This window comes from Stappia sediminis (assembly GCF_009826895.1).
Taxonomy (GTDB): Bacteria; Pseudomonadota; Alphaproteobacteria; order Rhizobiales; family Stappiaceae; genus Hongsoonwoonella; species Hongsoonwoonella sediminis.
The window spans coordinates 636,765-650,632 of record NZ_WUMV01000002.1 but is presented as its reverse complement, the minus strand read 5'-3'; the positions used below and the strand labels follow the sequence as shown (position 1 = coordinate 650,632).

11 protein-coding genes are annotated in these 13,868 nt (G+C 60.3%); 2 read left to right on the top strand and 9 right to left on the bottom strand.

All coding sequences use genetic code 11. The features are described from left to right. Window positions 1-89: 89 nt before the first annotated feature. From sufA to GR183_RS06440, 7 genes are all read right to left on the bottom strand, one after another. Window positions 90-440 carry a Fe-S cluster assembly scaffold SufA gene (gene sufA, locus GR183_RS06470; protein WP_202395861.1) on the bottom strand — a complete coding sequence of 117 codons (351 nt, stop codon included), beginning with the start codon at window positions 438-440 and terminating at the stop codon, window positions 90-92. Window positions 441-522: 82 nt separating this feature from the next. Beyond that, window positions 523-918: an SUF system Fe-S cluster assembly protein gene (locus GR183_RS06465; RefSeq protein WP_202395860.1), complete on the bottom strand. Its 396-nt coding sequence runs from the start codon at window positions 916-918 to the stop codon at window positions 523-525. Between the two features lie 8 nt (window positions 919-926). Then, complete coding sequence (locus GR183_RS06460) at window positions 927-2,183, bottom strand: cysteine desulfurase (protein ID WP_160774750.1); 1,257 nt, start codon at window positions 2,181-2,183, stop codon at window positions 927-929. A 2-nt stretch (window positions 2,184-2,185) separates the two neighbouring features. After that, complete coding sequence (sufD, locus tag GR183_RS06455; protein WP_160774749.1) at window positions 2,186-3,496, bottom strand: Fe-S cluster assembly protein SufD; 1,311 nt, start codon at window positions 3,494-3,496, stop codon at window positions 2,186-2,188. Between the two features lie 16 nt (window positions 3,497-3,512). Continuing rightward, entirely contained in the window at window positions 3,513-4,268 is a 756-nt protein-coding gene (sufC, locus tag GR183_RS06450) for a Fe-S cluster assembly ATPase SufC (protein ID WP_160774748.1), read from the bottom strand. A 48-nt stretch (window positions 4,269-4,316) separates the two neighbouring features. Then, complete coding sequence (sufB, locus tag GR183_RS06445; protein WP_160774747.1) at window positions 4,317-5,789, bottom strand: Fe-S cluster assembly protein SufB; 1,473 nt, start codon at window positions 5,787-5,789, stop codon at window positions 4,317-4,319. Window positions 5,790-5,895: 106 nt separating this feature from the next. Continuing rightward, window positions 5,896-7,077 (bottom strand): cysteine desulfurase family protein, encoded by a 1,182-nt coding sequence (locus GR183_RS06440; protein ID WP_160774876.1) that lies wholly within the window; start codon window positions 7,075-7,077, stop codon window positions 5,896-5,898. Between the two features lie 319 nt (window positions 7,078-7,396). On the opposite strand from GR183_RS06440, the gene GR183_RS06435 reads away from it, so the two are divergent. Then, complete coding sequence (locus GR183_RS06435; protein WP_160774746.1) at window positions 7,397-8,053, top strand: alpha/beta hydrolase; 657 nt, start codon at window positions 7,397-7,399, stop codon at window positions 8,051-8,053. Window positions 8,054-8,150: 97 nt separating this feature from the next. Here GR183_RS06435 and GR183_RS06430 read toward each other — a convergent pair whose 3' ends face one another. After that, window positions 8,151-8,537 (bottom strand): NADH:ubiquinone oxidoreductase subunit NDUFA12, encoded by a 387-nt coding sequence (locus GR183_RS06430; protein ID WP_160774745.1) that lies wholly within the window; start codon window positions 8,535-8,537, stop codon window positions 8,151-8,153. 141 nt (window positions 8,538-8,678) lie between these two features. Next, window positions 8,679-9,323, bottom strand: a complete 645-nt coding sequence (locus tag GR183_RS06425) for a response regulator (protein ID WP_202395858.1) — start codon at window positions 9,321-9,323, stop codon at window positions 8,679-8,681. A 725-nt stretch (window positions 9,324-10,048) separates the two neighbouring features. Here GR183_RS06425 and GR183_RS06420 point away from each other — a divergent pair. Then, the gene (locus tag GR183_RS06420; protein WP_160774744.1) at window positions 10,049-13,744 is read left to right on the top strand and encodes a vitamin B12-dependent ribonucleotide reductase; all 3,696 of its coding nucleotides are present in this window, start codon (window positions 10,049-10,051) and stop codon (window positions 13,742-13,744) included. The last annotated feature ends 124 nt before the right edge of the window (window positions 13,745-13,868 follow it).

Here is a 13,868-nt window from a genome sequence, read left to right as displayed (position 1 = left end):
ATCCAAATGGATTTTCCATAAAGAAATGCGAAGGCGCACCTCCGCAGGCACGGTTCCCCGTCGTCCGCGCAAAAGGTGCCTAATCCCGATCAGGAAGCCAGCATCGACGGATCGGCCTGCTTCAGTTCGACCGACTCGCCGCAGCCGCAAGCAGAAACCTCGTTCGGATTGCGGAACACAAAACCAGAGCGGAATTTGGTGACCTCATAGTCCATTTCCGTGCCGAGCAGGAAAAGAATCGCCGACGGGTCGACAAAAAGCGTCACACCCTTGTCCTCGACCACGTCATCGCCGGCGGCCGCTTCCCCGACAAGGTCCATGCTGTATTCCATGCCGGCGCAGCCACCCTTCTTCACGCCGACCCTGAGGCCGGCGGCGGGCTTGTCAGCGTTTTCCAGAATTTCCCGAACACGGCCAGCCGCCGCATCGGTCAGCTTCATCACCGGGAATTTCGTCTTGGCCATCGTCGATCACATCCGTTCGCTTAGCGATTACCCTAAATATAGGTAAGGAATGGGCATTTTAAAACCAGTTCAACGCCACTTTCGCTTCTTCCGACATACGCTCAGGCGTCCATGGCGGATCGAACACTATGGTCGCCGTCACGGGTCCCACCCCTGCAACCGCCCCGACAGCATCTTCCACCCAGCCCGGCATTTCGCCCGCAACGGGACAGCCAGGGGCGGTCAGCGTCATGTCGATCGCAACCGAGCGGTCATCCTCGATATCGACCTTGTAAATGAGGCCAAGCTCGTAGATGTCGACCGGGATTTCAGGATCGTAGACCGTCTTCAGCGCATCTACGATGTCATGCGTCAGCCGATCCAGTTCTTCGGCCGGGATCGCACTCGACGAAGTTTCGATGCGCGCCTCGTTGGGGCCTTCCTGTTCGATCGTCGTGTTGGTCGTTTCGGTCATCTCATCACTCATGAAAAGAAAGCGTGCGCCTTTTGCAGCGCCTCGGCAAGGCGGTCGACTTCATCAAGCGTGTTGTAGAGGCCGAAGCTCGCCCGGCAGGTCGATGTCACGCCGTAACGCTCCAGAAGCGGTTGGGCGCAATGAGTACCCGCACGTACCGCGACCCCGCTGCGATCGATTATCATCGACACATCATGGGCATGAACGCCTTGCATCTCGAAGGAAATGATCGCGCCCTTGCCCGGAGCCTCGCCAAAGATGCGCAGTGAATTAATCTCCGCAAGGCGCCTGTGGGCATAATCCTTCAGTTCGGCCTCATGTGCCGCGATCCTGTCCCGTCCGAGCGCATCCATATAGTCAAGGGCGGCCCCTAGCCCGATCGCCTGCACGATCGGCGGCGTGCCGGCCTCGAAGCGATGCGGGGGATGATTGTAGGTAACGTTATCTTCCGTAACGGTCTCAATCATTTCTCCGCCACCGTTAAAGGGACGCATACGCTCCAGAAGCTCCGCCCTGCCCCACAACGCACCAATGCCCGTCGGGCCGTAAACCTTGTGGCCGGTGAAGACGTAAAAGTCGCAACCGAGGTCCTGAACGTCGACCGGCATGTGAACGGCGGCCTGGCTGCCATCCACCAGAACCGGAATGCCACGCTCGCGCGCGATCCGGCAAACCTCCTTGATCGGCACCACGGTGCCGAGCACGTTCGACATATGCGTAATCGCAACCAGCTTCGTGCGCTCGGTCAACGCATTCTCGAAGGCCTCGAGATCGAAGGAACCGTCTTCGCGGACATAGACCCACTTCAGGACGGCGCCCTTGCGCTCGCGATGGAAATGCCAGGGTACGATGTTGGAATGATGTTCCATGATGGAGAGCACGATTTCGTCGCCCTCGCCGATCAGGTCCGTGCCGAAGCCATAGGAAACGAGGTTTATGGCCTCGGTCGTGGAGCGGGTAAAGATCACCTCATCCACCGACGGAGCGTTGAGGAACCGGCGCACGGTTTCGCGCGCCGCCTCGTAGTTTTCCGTGGCAAGGTTCGACAGGAAATGCAGGCCGCGGTGGACATTGGCATATTCCTCAGAATAGGCCTTCGTCACGGCATCTATAACCGCCTGTGGCTTCTGGGCCGACGCACCATTGTCGAGATAGACGAGTGGCTTGCCGTAGACCTCGCGCGACAGGATCGGGAAATCCTTGCGCACTTCTTCCACGTCATAGGGCGCGCTTTTCGTCTGGATTACGCCGGCCTCAGTCACCATTCCTACTCCTCAACCGAGAGCCAGTCGCGAATACGGCCCTCAAGCGCGGACACAATACCCTCGTCTTCCATCTCCTCGACCGCCTCCGCCAGGAAGGCCAGCACGAGCAACATCCTGGCCTGAGCCTCGGGAATGCCGCGCGCGCGGAGATAGAACAGAAGGTCCTCGTCGATTTGCCCGCTTGTGGCACCATGGGCGCACTGGACATCGTCGGCGAAAATTTCAAGCTCCGGCTTGTTCGCCATCGACGCATCCTCCGACAGGAGAAGCGCCTGGGTCATCATCCGGCCATCGGTTTTCTGCGCATGCGGGCGCACGATGATCTTGCCCTGGAAGACGCCTTCGGCGAAATCGTCGATCACCGCCTTGAAACGTTCGCGGCTCTCGCAGTTCGGCACCTTGTGGTCCACCACAAGCGTGTGATCGGAATGCTGCTTCTCACGCACCATCGTGATGCCGTAGAGCGATGCATTCGAATGCTCTCCGGAGAAGGTGACGAAAGACTGGGTGCGGGCAAAGTCCGTCCCCATGTTGAAGCCGATCGCCTTCACCTCCGCCGAAGCACCGATATCCATCAGCACGGATGAGACATGCGTCGCTTCGCCGGTCACCACGCGGGCGAGCGTCAGCTTCGCTTCGTCACCGATGACAAAATCGGAGACGGCATTGCCTTCCGCTTCGGCCACATCGTCCTCGAAACTTTCGAGGATGGTTGCCTTCGCGCCCTTGCCGAGTTCGATGCGGCATCGGGTATAGCGGGCCCCCGTCGCACTTGCCGTATAGACGATCTCGATCGGCCTGGAGACCTCCACACCGTCACCGACGCGAACGACCGCACCGCCAAGAACAAGCGCGGTGTTCAGCATGATCATCGGATCGGCGGCGGCAATGGTCGAAACGTCCAGAAGCCCGTCTGTTTCGCCGAGCGCGGCGTTCAGATCCGATACCGTTACGCCCTCGCCTTTCAACGCGCCGATATCGGAAAGTCCCGTAACCAGCCGGCCGTTGTCGATCACGATGCGGTAGCGCTCAAGATCGCCATATGTGGCAACGGCATCGAGTGCGGCTTTCGCGTCCCCATCGGTTCCGGCTGCAACGAGCGCGGAGGCCGACTTCAGCTTCGCCCGGATATCGGAATACTTGTATTCCTCCACCCGGCGATGCGGCAGACCGCGTTTGTCGAAAGCAGAAAAAGCTTCCTCGCGACGCTTGCGGACGGCGTCCGAGCCGGCGAAATCCCCGCGCGCGCCATCGAAGAGGCTGGCGAGTTCCGTTTCGGCGCTCGTCTTGAGACTGCGCGTTTCCATGTTCATCGCTCGTCCCTTCGTGTCACGCGGCCTGTCCGACGTAATCGGCGTACCCGTTCTTCTCCAGCTCGAGCGCCAGTTCCTTGCCGCCCGTCTTCACGATCCGGCCCCGCGAAAGGACATGGACGACATCCGGCACGATATGATCGAGCAGGCGCTGGTAATGCGTGATGACGACCATTGCGCGGTCCGGCGAGCGGAGGCGGTTCACGCCATCGGCGACGATCTTCAGCGCGTCGATGTCGAGGCCAGAGTCCGTTTCGTCCATGATGCAGAGCTTCGGCTCAAGCAGAGACATCTGCAGGATCTCCGAACGCTTCTTTTCGCCACCGGAAAAACCGACGTTCAGCGGGCGCTTCAGCATATCCATCGTGATGTTGAGCTCGGCGGCCTTTTCCTTGACCTTCTTCATGAACTCAGGCGTCGACAACTCACCCTCGCCCCGCGCCTTGCGCTGCGCATTGAGCGCCGTCTTCAGGAAGGTCATCGTGGCAACACCCGGAATCTCGATCGGGTACTGGAACGCGAGGAACAGCCCGGCGGCGGCACGCTCGTCCGGCTCCATCTCCAACATGCTTTCGCCGTTGAAGAGGATATCGCCCTCCGTGACCTCGTAATCGTCCTTGCCGGCGAGAATGTAGGACAGCGTCGACTTGCCGGAGCCGTTCGGCCCCATGATGGCGTGCACTTCACCCGGCTTCACCGTCAGGTTCACACCGCGCAGGATTTCCGTTTCATCGTCGCCGACATGGGCGTGCAGGTTCTTGATCTCAAGCATTCGTTCTTATCCGTAACCTTTTGATTCTACCGTGCTGGAAGTTCAACGTCAGCCGACGGAACCTTCCAGCGAGATGCTGATGAGCTTTTGTGCCTCGACCGCGAATTCCATCGGCAGCTGCTGGATGACGTCCTTGACGAAGCCATTGACGATGAGCGCCACGGCCTCCTCTTCGGAAAGTCCCCGCTGCTGGCAATAAAACATCTGGTCGTCGGAGATCTTCGACGTCGTCGCCTCGTGTTCGAAGACGGCCGTCGAGTTCTTCGATTCCATGTAAGGCACAGTGTGCGCGCCGCAGTCCTGACCGATCAGGAGAGAATCGCACTGGGTGAAATTGCGCGCATTCGTCGCCTTGCGATGGGCCGACACCAGACCGCGATAGGTGTTTTCCGACTTGCCGGCGGAAATGCCCTTGGAAATGATCCTGCTCGACGTGTTCTTGCCGAGATGGATCATCTTCGTGCCGCTGTCGATCTGCTGGTGACCGTTGGAGACGGCGATCGAGTAGAACTCGCCACGCGAATTGTCGCCACGCAGGATGCAGGACGGATACTTCCAAGTGATCGCCGAGCCGGTTTCGACCTGCGTCCAGGAGATCTTGGAATTCTTGCCCCGGCAGTCGCCGCGCTTGGTGACGAAGTTGTAGATGCCGCCCTTGCCGTTCTTATCGCCCGGATACCAGTTCTGGACCGTGGAGTACTTGATCTCGGCATCGTCGTGGGCGATCAGCTCAACCACGGCCGCGTGGAGCTGGTTCTCGTCGCGTTGCGGCGCGGTGCAGCCTTCGAGGTAGCTCACATACGCGCCCTTGTCGGCGATGATGAGCGTGCGTTCGAACTGGCCCGTGTTCTGCTCGTTAATGCGGAAATAGGTCGACAACTCCATCGGGCAGCGAACGCCCTCCGGTACGTAAACGAACGAGCCGTCGGAGAACACCGCCGAATTGAGGGTGGCATAGAAATTATCCGACACCGGGACCACGGAGCCGAGATACTTGCGCACGAGGTCTGGATATTCGCGAAGAGCCTCGGAGATCGAGCAGAAGATGACGCCCGCCTTCTTCAGCTCCTCCTTGAAGGTGGTGACCACCGAAACGCTGTCGAATACGGCATCGACCGCGACGCGATTTTCAGGCGCGACACCGGCCAGGATTTCCTGCTCGCGAAGCGGAATGCCGAGCTTTTCATAGGTCTCCAGCAATTCCGGATCGACCTCGTCGAGGCTCTTGGGGCCCGGCGTGTTCTTCGGAGCCGAATAGTAATAAAGCTCGTTGAACTCGATCTTCGGGTAGGAAACGCGTGCCCAGGTCGGCTCGGTCATGGTGAGCCAGCGGCGATACGCCTCCAGCCGCCACTCGAGCATCCACTCGGGCTCGCCCTTCTTTTCGGAAATGAAACGGATAACGTCTTCGTTCAGGCCTTTCGGCGCCTTGTCGGATTCAATTTCCGTAACGAAGCCGTACTTGTACTGATCGACATCTATCGACCGGACCCGGTCGATAGTCTCTTGAACAGCAGGCATGCGTGTCTCCTTCCAACACGGTTTCAAGGACCGCGGGTGGTCGCACTATGATCGCTCGGGACCATACGCGCCCCGGGCGGCTAACTCAATCGGCGAAGCCCCAGCTTCATGCGGCGGCCCCGGCCTTGCCGGGCCGTATACGCCCGGAAACCTTTTCCCAGACCTCGAGAAACCTCTCGATGTCCTGTCTTTTCGTCGCCCAGCCGATACTCGCGCGAAGCGCGCAACGGGCAACATCCTCCTCAACCCCCATCGCCGTCAGCACATGCGACACCGAAACCTTTCCCGATGAGCATGCAGACCCGGAAGAAATGGCGATACCGTCAAGATCTAGCCCGATCAACGCCATTTCCGACGTAACGCCCGGTACGGCGAAGCACGTCGTATTGCAAAGCCGCTCGGCGCCAATGCCGAAAACGACCGTATCCGCCCATATATGCCTCAGGCCTTCTTCCATAAAGGCCCGAAGACGGGATATTTCCGCCCACTCTTCGGCAGAGGCGGCGATTAGTTCAGCGGCCTTGCCAAAACCGGCGATCGCAGCAACATTTTCCGTTCCCGCGCGGCGGCGGTTTTCCTGCGCGCCGCCCGTCAGCAGCGCGACGGGACGCATATCCTCCGCCCCGAGCACCAGCGCACCTGCGCCCTGCGGGCCGCCAAGCTTGTGAGCAGAGAGCGAAACCGCATCCGCCTTCCATCTGGAAACATCCAGCGGCATCCGACCCGCCGCCTGGACGGCATCCACATGATAAACGGCACCCGTATCAGCAATGCGGCGGCCGATTTCCGCCACCGGATTGATCACGCCGGTCTCGCTGTTCGCGGCCATGACAGAAACGAGAACGCGCTCTCCCTCCGAAAGGGCCGCCTTTGTCCGCTCCTCAAGAAAATCCACATCGACGACGCCATCGGGGGCAACAGGGATTTGTTCGACCATTTTCTTGTCGAACCTGCCCCCCGAGAGTACCGAGGGATGCTCGGTCGCGGATACGAACACGCGGTCCAGATGCAGCGGATTTCCCTCAAACAGCCAAGCAGGCGAAAGTCCGGTCACATTGGCTTCCGTACCACCGCTCGTGAACATCACATTCCTGGCCGGCACGCCGGCAAGCGCACCGACCTGCTCGCGCGCGGTCTCTATGTGTCCGCGCGCGCTCCGTCCTGCCCCGTGAACCGAAGAAGCATTGCCGGCTCGGGCAAGCACCTCGACCATGAGATCGCGCACGGCCGGGCGCAGCGGCGCGCTTGCGTTATAGTCCAGATAGATATGGTCGCCGCCTGTACTCACGAACAACACTCGCCCCCGGTGGCAAAAGACCGTCCGGTTCTTAAATTAAAGGTCTGGCGGAGCACGCAATCCTTGCATTTCGCGAGCGAGATGAGGATAACGTGACCGTTGGTGCCGGCGGCCGCCTGCAGCACCTTCAGGTGTTTCGCACGGCCGCAGGCGCTACGTTCGTTTTTCGAACGATTCTAAACTAGGTTCTAGGAACAAGGGTTCGCCAAGTCAAGGCGAGTTAAGCAAATACCCTTAGTCCAAACATGCCCGGAGCGCGCGTGGCAATCCCACGGCAGGCGCCCGCAGACAGGAAGGACAGGCAGCCCCGATGCCAGAGGTGATCTTCAACGGCCCGGCCGGACGAATCGAGGGCCGGTTCCACCCGGCAAAATCCCGGACCGCCCCAATCGCGCTGGTGCTGCATCTGCACCCGCAATTCGGCGGAACGATGAACAATCAGATTGTCTATCAGCTTCACTACATGTTCGCCAAGCGCGGCTTCGCGGTACTTCGCTTCAATTTCCGCGGCGTGGGGCGCAGCCAGGGCTCCTTCGACCATGGACAGGGCGAACTGTCGGATGCGGCGGCCGCACTCGACTGGGTGCAGACCGTGCACCCGGACGCACGCTCATGCTGGATCGCTGGCTTTTCCTTCGGCGCGTGGATCGGCATGCAGCTTCTCATGCGCCGGCCGGAAGTCGAAGGGTTCATATCTGTGGCACCGCCGGCGAACCTGCACGATTTTTCGTTCCTTGCACCCTGCCCTTCATCCGGCCTCATCGTGCACGGCGATGCCGACAAGGTGGTCCCCGCCAAGGATGTCCAGGTGCTTGTAGACAAGCTCAAGACGCAAAAAGGAATCGTGATCGACCATACAACGATCAGCGGGGCCAACCATTTCTTCGAAAACCACACGGACGAACTTATGGGCGTGTGCGGCAACTACCTCGACAAACGTCTTGGCCTGAATACTGAAGTCGCCTGACCAGCCCGCCTTCAGCCGCACAATAAAAACGCCGGCCTCACGAAAGGCCGGCGTTTTTTTATTTTCAGCGATCCGTTAAGCGCTGACCACCGTCACCTCAGGCGCCCGGCGTCCAGGCGTCATAGTCACCGCTCACCTGGGGCCGGCTTTCCGGCGTCAGGATCGACCCATGCGGGCGGTACGCTCCCGGCGTCCCGGTCTGGTTCGGCCTATGGGGCTTTTGCCATTCGCGCGCCCTGTAGCTCTCGTCGGTGGGCGGGGTGTCGACGCGGTGATGCATCCAGCCGTGCCAGCCTGGCGGAATCATGGAAGCTTCGGCCAGGTCCTTGTAGATGACCCAGCGCTTGGTGCCGCTCCGTTCGCGGTAGTATTTGTTGCCGAACTCATCCTCGCCGACGAATTCGCCTTTTCTCCACGTAAACAAACGCGTTCCCCAGGTGGCGCTGTTCCACCACGTGAAGAACTGCAGGATCAGGGTCTTCATAGAGACAAGCCGCTCCCGAAGCTGTTGGCGGGCACCCGCCGTTGAAATTCGCGGGCGAATATGACGCGTGCGCAATCCGGTGTCCAGACCGCTAAGGCCTATTTGCGAGTGGAAAATCAAGCTTTCAGATGACTGCAGCGATCAATTGGTGCGAACGACAGCAAAATCGTCGGAGGAGTCTCCCGACAAGGCGGCTTTCCTTCGTTCGTCTTCCGCCCGCCTTGCAGCCAGCATCTCTATCTTGCGCGTCATGCTCGGCGATGCGCCCCGGTGCAAAACATTGGCGATATGCGCGACCTTGCGCGCATGACGGTCCAGCCTGTCCGCCATGCCGCCAATCACGTAACGACCGTCGTCAAGCAGTTCGAACTCGCGATGATCGCGAAGCGTCCACTGAAGCCTCTGATAAAGCGTCGATGGCGCGACGGGCTTGATCAGGACGTTCTGGGCCCCGCCCCTCAACGCCTTTTCCACCACCGTACGGGTGCCATGAGCGGTGACGAACAGGATTGGGAGGAAGCATAGCGGCGCCATTTTCCTGCGCCTGATACGTTGCAAGAGATGCAATCCGCTCATCGGTTTCATATACCAGTCGGTCAATACCAAATTCGGCGGATCGATCTGCATGGCGTCAAGCGCCTCTTCCGCACCGTCGAAGGTGCGGATGCGCTGGACACGGAAGCTTTGCAGTGTCGACCTGAGGATGGTCTGCATTGGGCGGGCATCGTCAATGACGACGACATCCAAGTCTTCGATCTGCCGCCCGTACGCAATATGCCTGGCCATTATTGAGTTCACCCCTCGCCGCCCGCGATTCGCAAGCTGTTGAGGCGATCCAACCACGTCGGAATTTCAGCCGGGTTCAGTCGGCGATCCTAATTTTCGTCTAATTTTCATTAAATTGGCCAGGCAGGGATGCTAGCCTCCCTGAAACTTCGGGTCGGCAGCCGATTCGGCCTACCCCCGCCTCCCCGCAGGTGGAGCGGGACAAAAGCGCCCGAAGGCGCGAGAACGCGGGATTTCCCTTTCCGCAAGCGCATCTTCGCTGTGCGTCGGCGCAATTACCGCTATCCACAGATTGGCACAACATTTGGTGGGCATCCCAACTTCACCCACAATAGATTGTTTCAGGCGCTTGACGCTCACGGATGATTCACCTTACCTTGAGGACAGTCACAGTGCGCGTTGCGGGGTTGGGGCTCAAGCACCTCGCGTCCTTTTAAAAATGACGACCAGCCAGGAAATTGAACGGCAAGTCACCGGATTTGCCGCACGGTTTTTTGCGGCCTTCCTAATACCGTATCTCGTGACGAGCAAGGCTCTGGATGCTATATATAGTGCCACAGGGCCATTCCAACCAGACGCGGCGCTAAGTACGCGGCGGCCGATTAACAGGTGGCGACAATCCGTACCGGCGCTTTTTCTCGAAGGCGTCGGCTCAGATGCGGCAAATTTCTGATTGTCGCTACGTCAGCTATCCCCGCCCGGGGACGAGAGGAAGGGCTATAACGATGCGGATCGAGCGGCGGTACACGAAAGCAGGCCAATCGCCATATGCGGACATCGAATTCCGGATTGCGACCAGCGAAATCCGCAATCCCGACGGATCGATCGTATTCCAACTCGCCGATATTCAGGTGCCGGCGCAGTTCTCGCAAGTCGCCGCCGACATTCTGGCCCAGAAGTATTTCCGCAAGGCGGGTGTGCCGAAGCACCTGAAGCCCGTAGAGGAAAATACCGTCCCTTCCTGGCTATGGCGCCAGGTGCCCGATGAAAAGAAACTCGCCAAGCTGCCAGAGGAAGAGCGCTTCGGCTCGGAAATCGACGCGCGGCAGGTATTCGACCGGCTGGCGGGAACCTGGACCTACTGGGGTTGGAAAGGCGGCTATTTCGACAAGGAAGACGACGCCCGGGCGTTCTTCGACGAATTGCGCTACATGTTGGCCACGCAGAAGGTCGCGCCCAATTCGCCGCAGTGGTTCAACACCGGCCTGCACTGGGCCTATGGCATCGACGGCCCAAGCCAGGGCCACCACTACGTCGACTTCCAGACGGGCAAGCTCGTGCGCTCCGCTTCCGCCTACGAACACCCGCAGCCGCATGCCTGCTTCATCCAGTCGGTCGAGGACGACCTCGTCAACGACAACGGCATCATGGACCTTTGGGTGCGCGAAGCACGGCTTTTCAAATACGGCTCCGGAACCGGCTCCAACTTCTCGCGCGTGCGCTCCGAAGGCGAGAAGCTTTCCGGCGGCGGGAAATCGTCCGGCCTCATGAGCTTCCTGAAGATCGGCGACCGCGCGGCCGGTGCCATCAAGTCCGGAGGCACGACGCGGCGCGCGGCAAAGATGGTTGTCGTCGACATCGACCATCCCGATATCGAGGACTACATCAACTGGAAGGTGAAGGAAGAGCAGAAGGTCGCCGCCCTCGTCACCGGTTCCAAGATCTGCCAGAAGCACCTCGGCGCGATCATGCGCGCTTGCGTCAATTGCGAAGGCCCTGGCGACGACTGCTACGACCCGGCCAAGAACCCGGCGCTTAAGCGCGAAATCCGCGCGGCCAAGAAGATGCTGGTGCCGGAGAACTATATCTACCGCGTTATCCAGTTCGCGCGGCAGGGCTACACCTCCATCGAATTCCCGACCTACAATACCGACTGGGATTCGGAGGCCTATCTCACGGTATCCGGCCAGAACTCGAACAATTCCGTGCGTGTCACGGACGGCTTCCTCAAAGCCGTGACGGAAGATAGCGACTGGGAACTGACCGCGCGCAGGGACGGCAGGACGATCAAGACCGTCAAGGCCAGGGACCTGTGGGAGCAGATCGGCTACGCGGCGTGGGCCTCCGCCGATCCCGGCATCCAGTACCACTCGACGATCAACGACTGGCACACCTGCCCGGCTTCCGGCGAGATCCGCGCTTCGAACCCGTGCTCCGAGTACATGTTCCTTGACGACACGGCCTGCAATCTCGCCTCGCTGAACCTGTTGCAGTTCCGCAAGGAAGACCGTTCGTTCGACGCGCAGTCCTTCGAGCATGGCGTGCGGCTTTGGACCGTCGTGCTCGAAATCTCCGTTCTTATGGCGCAGTTCCCGTCCAAGGAAATCGCCCAGCTTTCCTACGAATACCGGACGCTTGGCCTCGGCTACGCCAATATCGGCGGGCTCTTGATGACCTCCGGCATTCCCTACGACAGCGAGGAAGGCCGCGCGATCTGTGGCGCGATCACGGCGATCATGACCGGCGTTGCCTACGCGACGTCCGCGGAAATGGCGGGCGAACTGGGCGCCTTCCCCGGCTACAAGAAAAATGCCGAGCACATGCTGCGCGTGATCCGCAATCATCGCCGCGCGGCCTATGGCGAGGCGGCGGGATATGAAAAGGTCGAGACAGCGCCTGTGCCGCTCGACCACGCCGCCTGCCCCGACCAGACGCTCATCAAGCGGGCAAAGGCGGCCTGGGACCGGGCTCTGGAACTCGGCGAAAAGCACGGATATCGCAACGCCCAATCGACCGTTATCGCGCCGACCGGCACGATCGGCCTAGTCATGGACTGCGACACGACCGGGATCGAGCCCGACTTCGCGCTCGTGAAGTTCAAGAAGCTGGCCGGTGGCGGTTATTTCAAGATCATAAATCGCGCCGTGCCGGAAGCGCTGCGGGCGCTGGGATATGCCGAAAACGAGATTGCCGAGATCGAAGCCTATGCGGTCGGCCATGGTTCGCTGAAGCAAGCCCCGGCGATCAACCCGACATCGCTGAAGGCACGCGGCTTCACCGACGAAGCGATCGACAAGATCGAGGGTTCCCTCAAGACGGCGTTCGACATCAAGTTCGTCTTCAACCGCTGGACGCTCAGCGACAGCTTCCTGATCAACGCGCTGCAGGTGCCGGCCGACAAGCTGGACGATCCGGAATTCGACCTTTTGTCGTTCCTCGGATTCTCGAAGGCCGACATCGAGGCCGCAAACACCCATGTCTGCGGTGCGATGACGCTGGAAGGCGCGCCGCATTTGAAGGAAGAGCACTATCCGGTATTCGACTGCGCCAACCCGTGCGGGCGTATCGGAAAGCGCTACCTTTCTGTGGATAGCCACATCCGCATGATGGCGGCGGCCCAGCCGTTCATTTCCGGCGCCATTTCCAAGACGATCAATATGCCGAACGCCGCCACCGTCGAGGACTGCAAGGACGCATATATGCTGTCCTGGAGGCTGGGCCTGAAGGCCAATGCGCTTTACCGCGACGGTTCGAAACTGTCCCAACCGCTGAACGCGCAGCTTCTGGCGGACGCGGACGAAGACGAAGAAGACGCGGCAGAGACCATCGTCGCCCAGTCTCAGACGGGCCGCGCGGAAGTGGTTGCCGAGCGCATCGTCGAACGGATCGTGGAGCGCGCCATCCGCGAGCGCGAGAAGCTGCCCGACAGGCGCAAGGGCTACACCCAGAAAGCGCGCGTCGGCGGGCACAAAGTGTACCTCACGACCGGCGAATATGCGGACGGGCGTCTTGGCGAAATCTTCATCGACATGCACAAGGAAGGTGCCGCCTTCCGCTCGCTGATGAACAATTTCGCCATCGCAATTTCTCTTGGGCTGCAGTACGGCGTGCCGCTGGAGGAATATGTCGACGCCTTTACCTTCACCCGCTTCGAGCCTGCGGGTATGGTTCAGGGTAATGAGGCGATCAAGAACGCAACCTCGATCCTCGACTACATCTTTCGCGAACTCGCGATCTCCTACCTTGGCCGGCATGACCTTGCCCATGTTCCGCCGGAAGCGATCGGCAACACGGTGTTGTCCAGCGGACCGAACGAGGGGCGGTCGGAAGATTCGCAGCACCCGGTGGTTTCGCACGGCCTTATCCGCGGCCAGACGGAGCGCTTCCGCCTGATCAGCAACGGCAACGAGCCGGCAGGCGAAATGGGCGGCACGACGACGGCACGCACAACCGGCAGCGGCGTGCGGGCGCAGACCGTCGCGGTCGCAACCGCGTTCCAGCGGGATGCAGCTCCGGCTGGCGAACCACAGACTTCGGTCGGGCAAACGGAAGCTGCGCCTTCAGTTGCCGAACAGGTCGCCCAGGCGCGGATGAAAGGCTACGAAGGCGAAAGCTGCTCGGAATGCGGCAACTTCACGATGGTGCGAAACGGCACCTGCCTGAAGTGCGACACCTGCGGCGCCACCAGCGGCTGCAGTTGATCCGGGTTCTTTGCCGGTGATGAAAACGATCACGGAGTATGGGCACAGGAACCCATAGTTCGACCGCAGTGAAAGCATCAGATCGCCTCACCCTCCGGGTGGGGCGATTTTTCGTTTGGCGCTC

What these genes read in the sequence shown, in the direction of transcription:
- sufA (WP_202395861.1), bottom strand. Translation starts at nt 440, where the DNA reads ATGAAGCTGACCGATGCGGCGGCTGGCCGTGTTCGGGAAATTCTGGAA.
- GR183_RS06465 (WP_202395860.1), bottom strand. Translation starts at nt 918, where the DNA reads ATGACCGAAACGACCAACACGACGATCGAACAGGAAGGCCCCAACGAG.
- GR183_RS06460 (WP_160774750.1), bottom strand. Translation starts at nt 2,183, where the DNA reads ATGGTGACTGAGGCCGGCGTAATCCAGACGAAAAGCGCGCCCTATGAC.
- sufD (WP_160774749.1), bottom strand. Translation starts at nt 3,496, where the DNA reads ATGAACATGGAAACGCGCAGTCTCAAGACGAGCGCCGAAACGGAACTC.
- sufC (WP_160774748.1), bottom strand. Translation starts at nt 4,268, where the DNA reads ATGCTTGAGATCAAGAACCTGCACGCCCATGTCGGCGACGATGAAACG.
- sufB (WP_160774747.1), bottom strand. Translation starts at nt 5,789, where the DNA reads ATGCCTGCTGTTCAAGAGACTATCGACCGGGTCCGGTCGATAGATGTC.
- GR183_RS06435 (WP_160774746.1), top strand. Translation starts at nt 7,397, where the DNA reads ATGCCAGAGGTGATCTTCAACGGCCCGGCCGGACGAATCGAGGGCCGG.
- GR183_RS06430 (WP_160774745.1), bottom strand. Translation starts at nt 8,537, where the DNA reads ATGAAGACCCTGATCCTGCAGTTCTTCACGTGGTGGAACAGCGCCACC.
- GR183_RS06425 (WP_202395858.1), bottom strand. Translation starts at nt 9,323, where the DNA reads ATGGCCAGGCATATTGCGTACGGGCGGCAGATCGAAGACTTGGATGTC.
- GR183_RS06420 (WP_160774744.1), top strand. Translation starts at nt 10,049, where the DNA reads ATGCGGATCGAGCGGCGGTACACGAAAGCAGGCCAATCGCCATATGCG.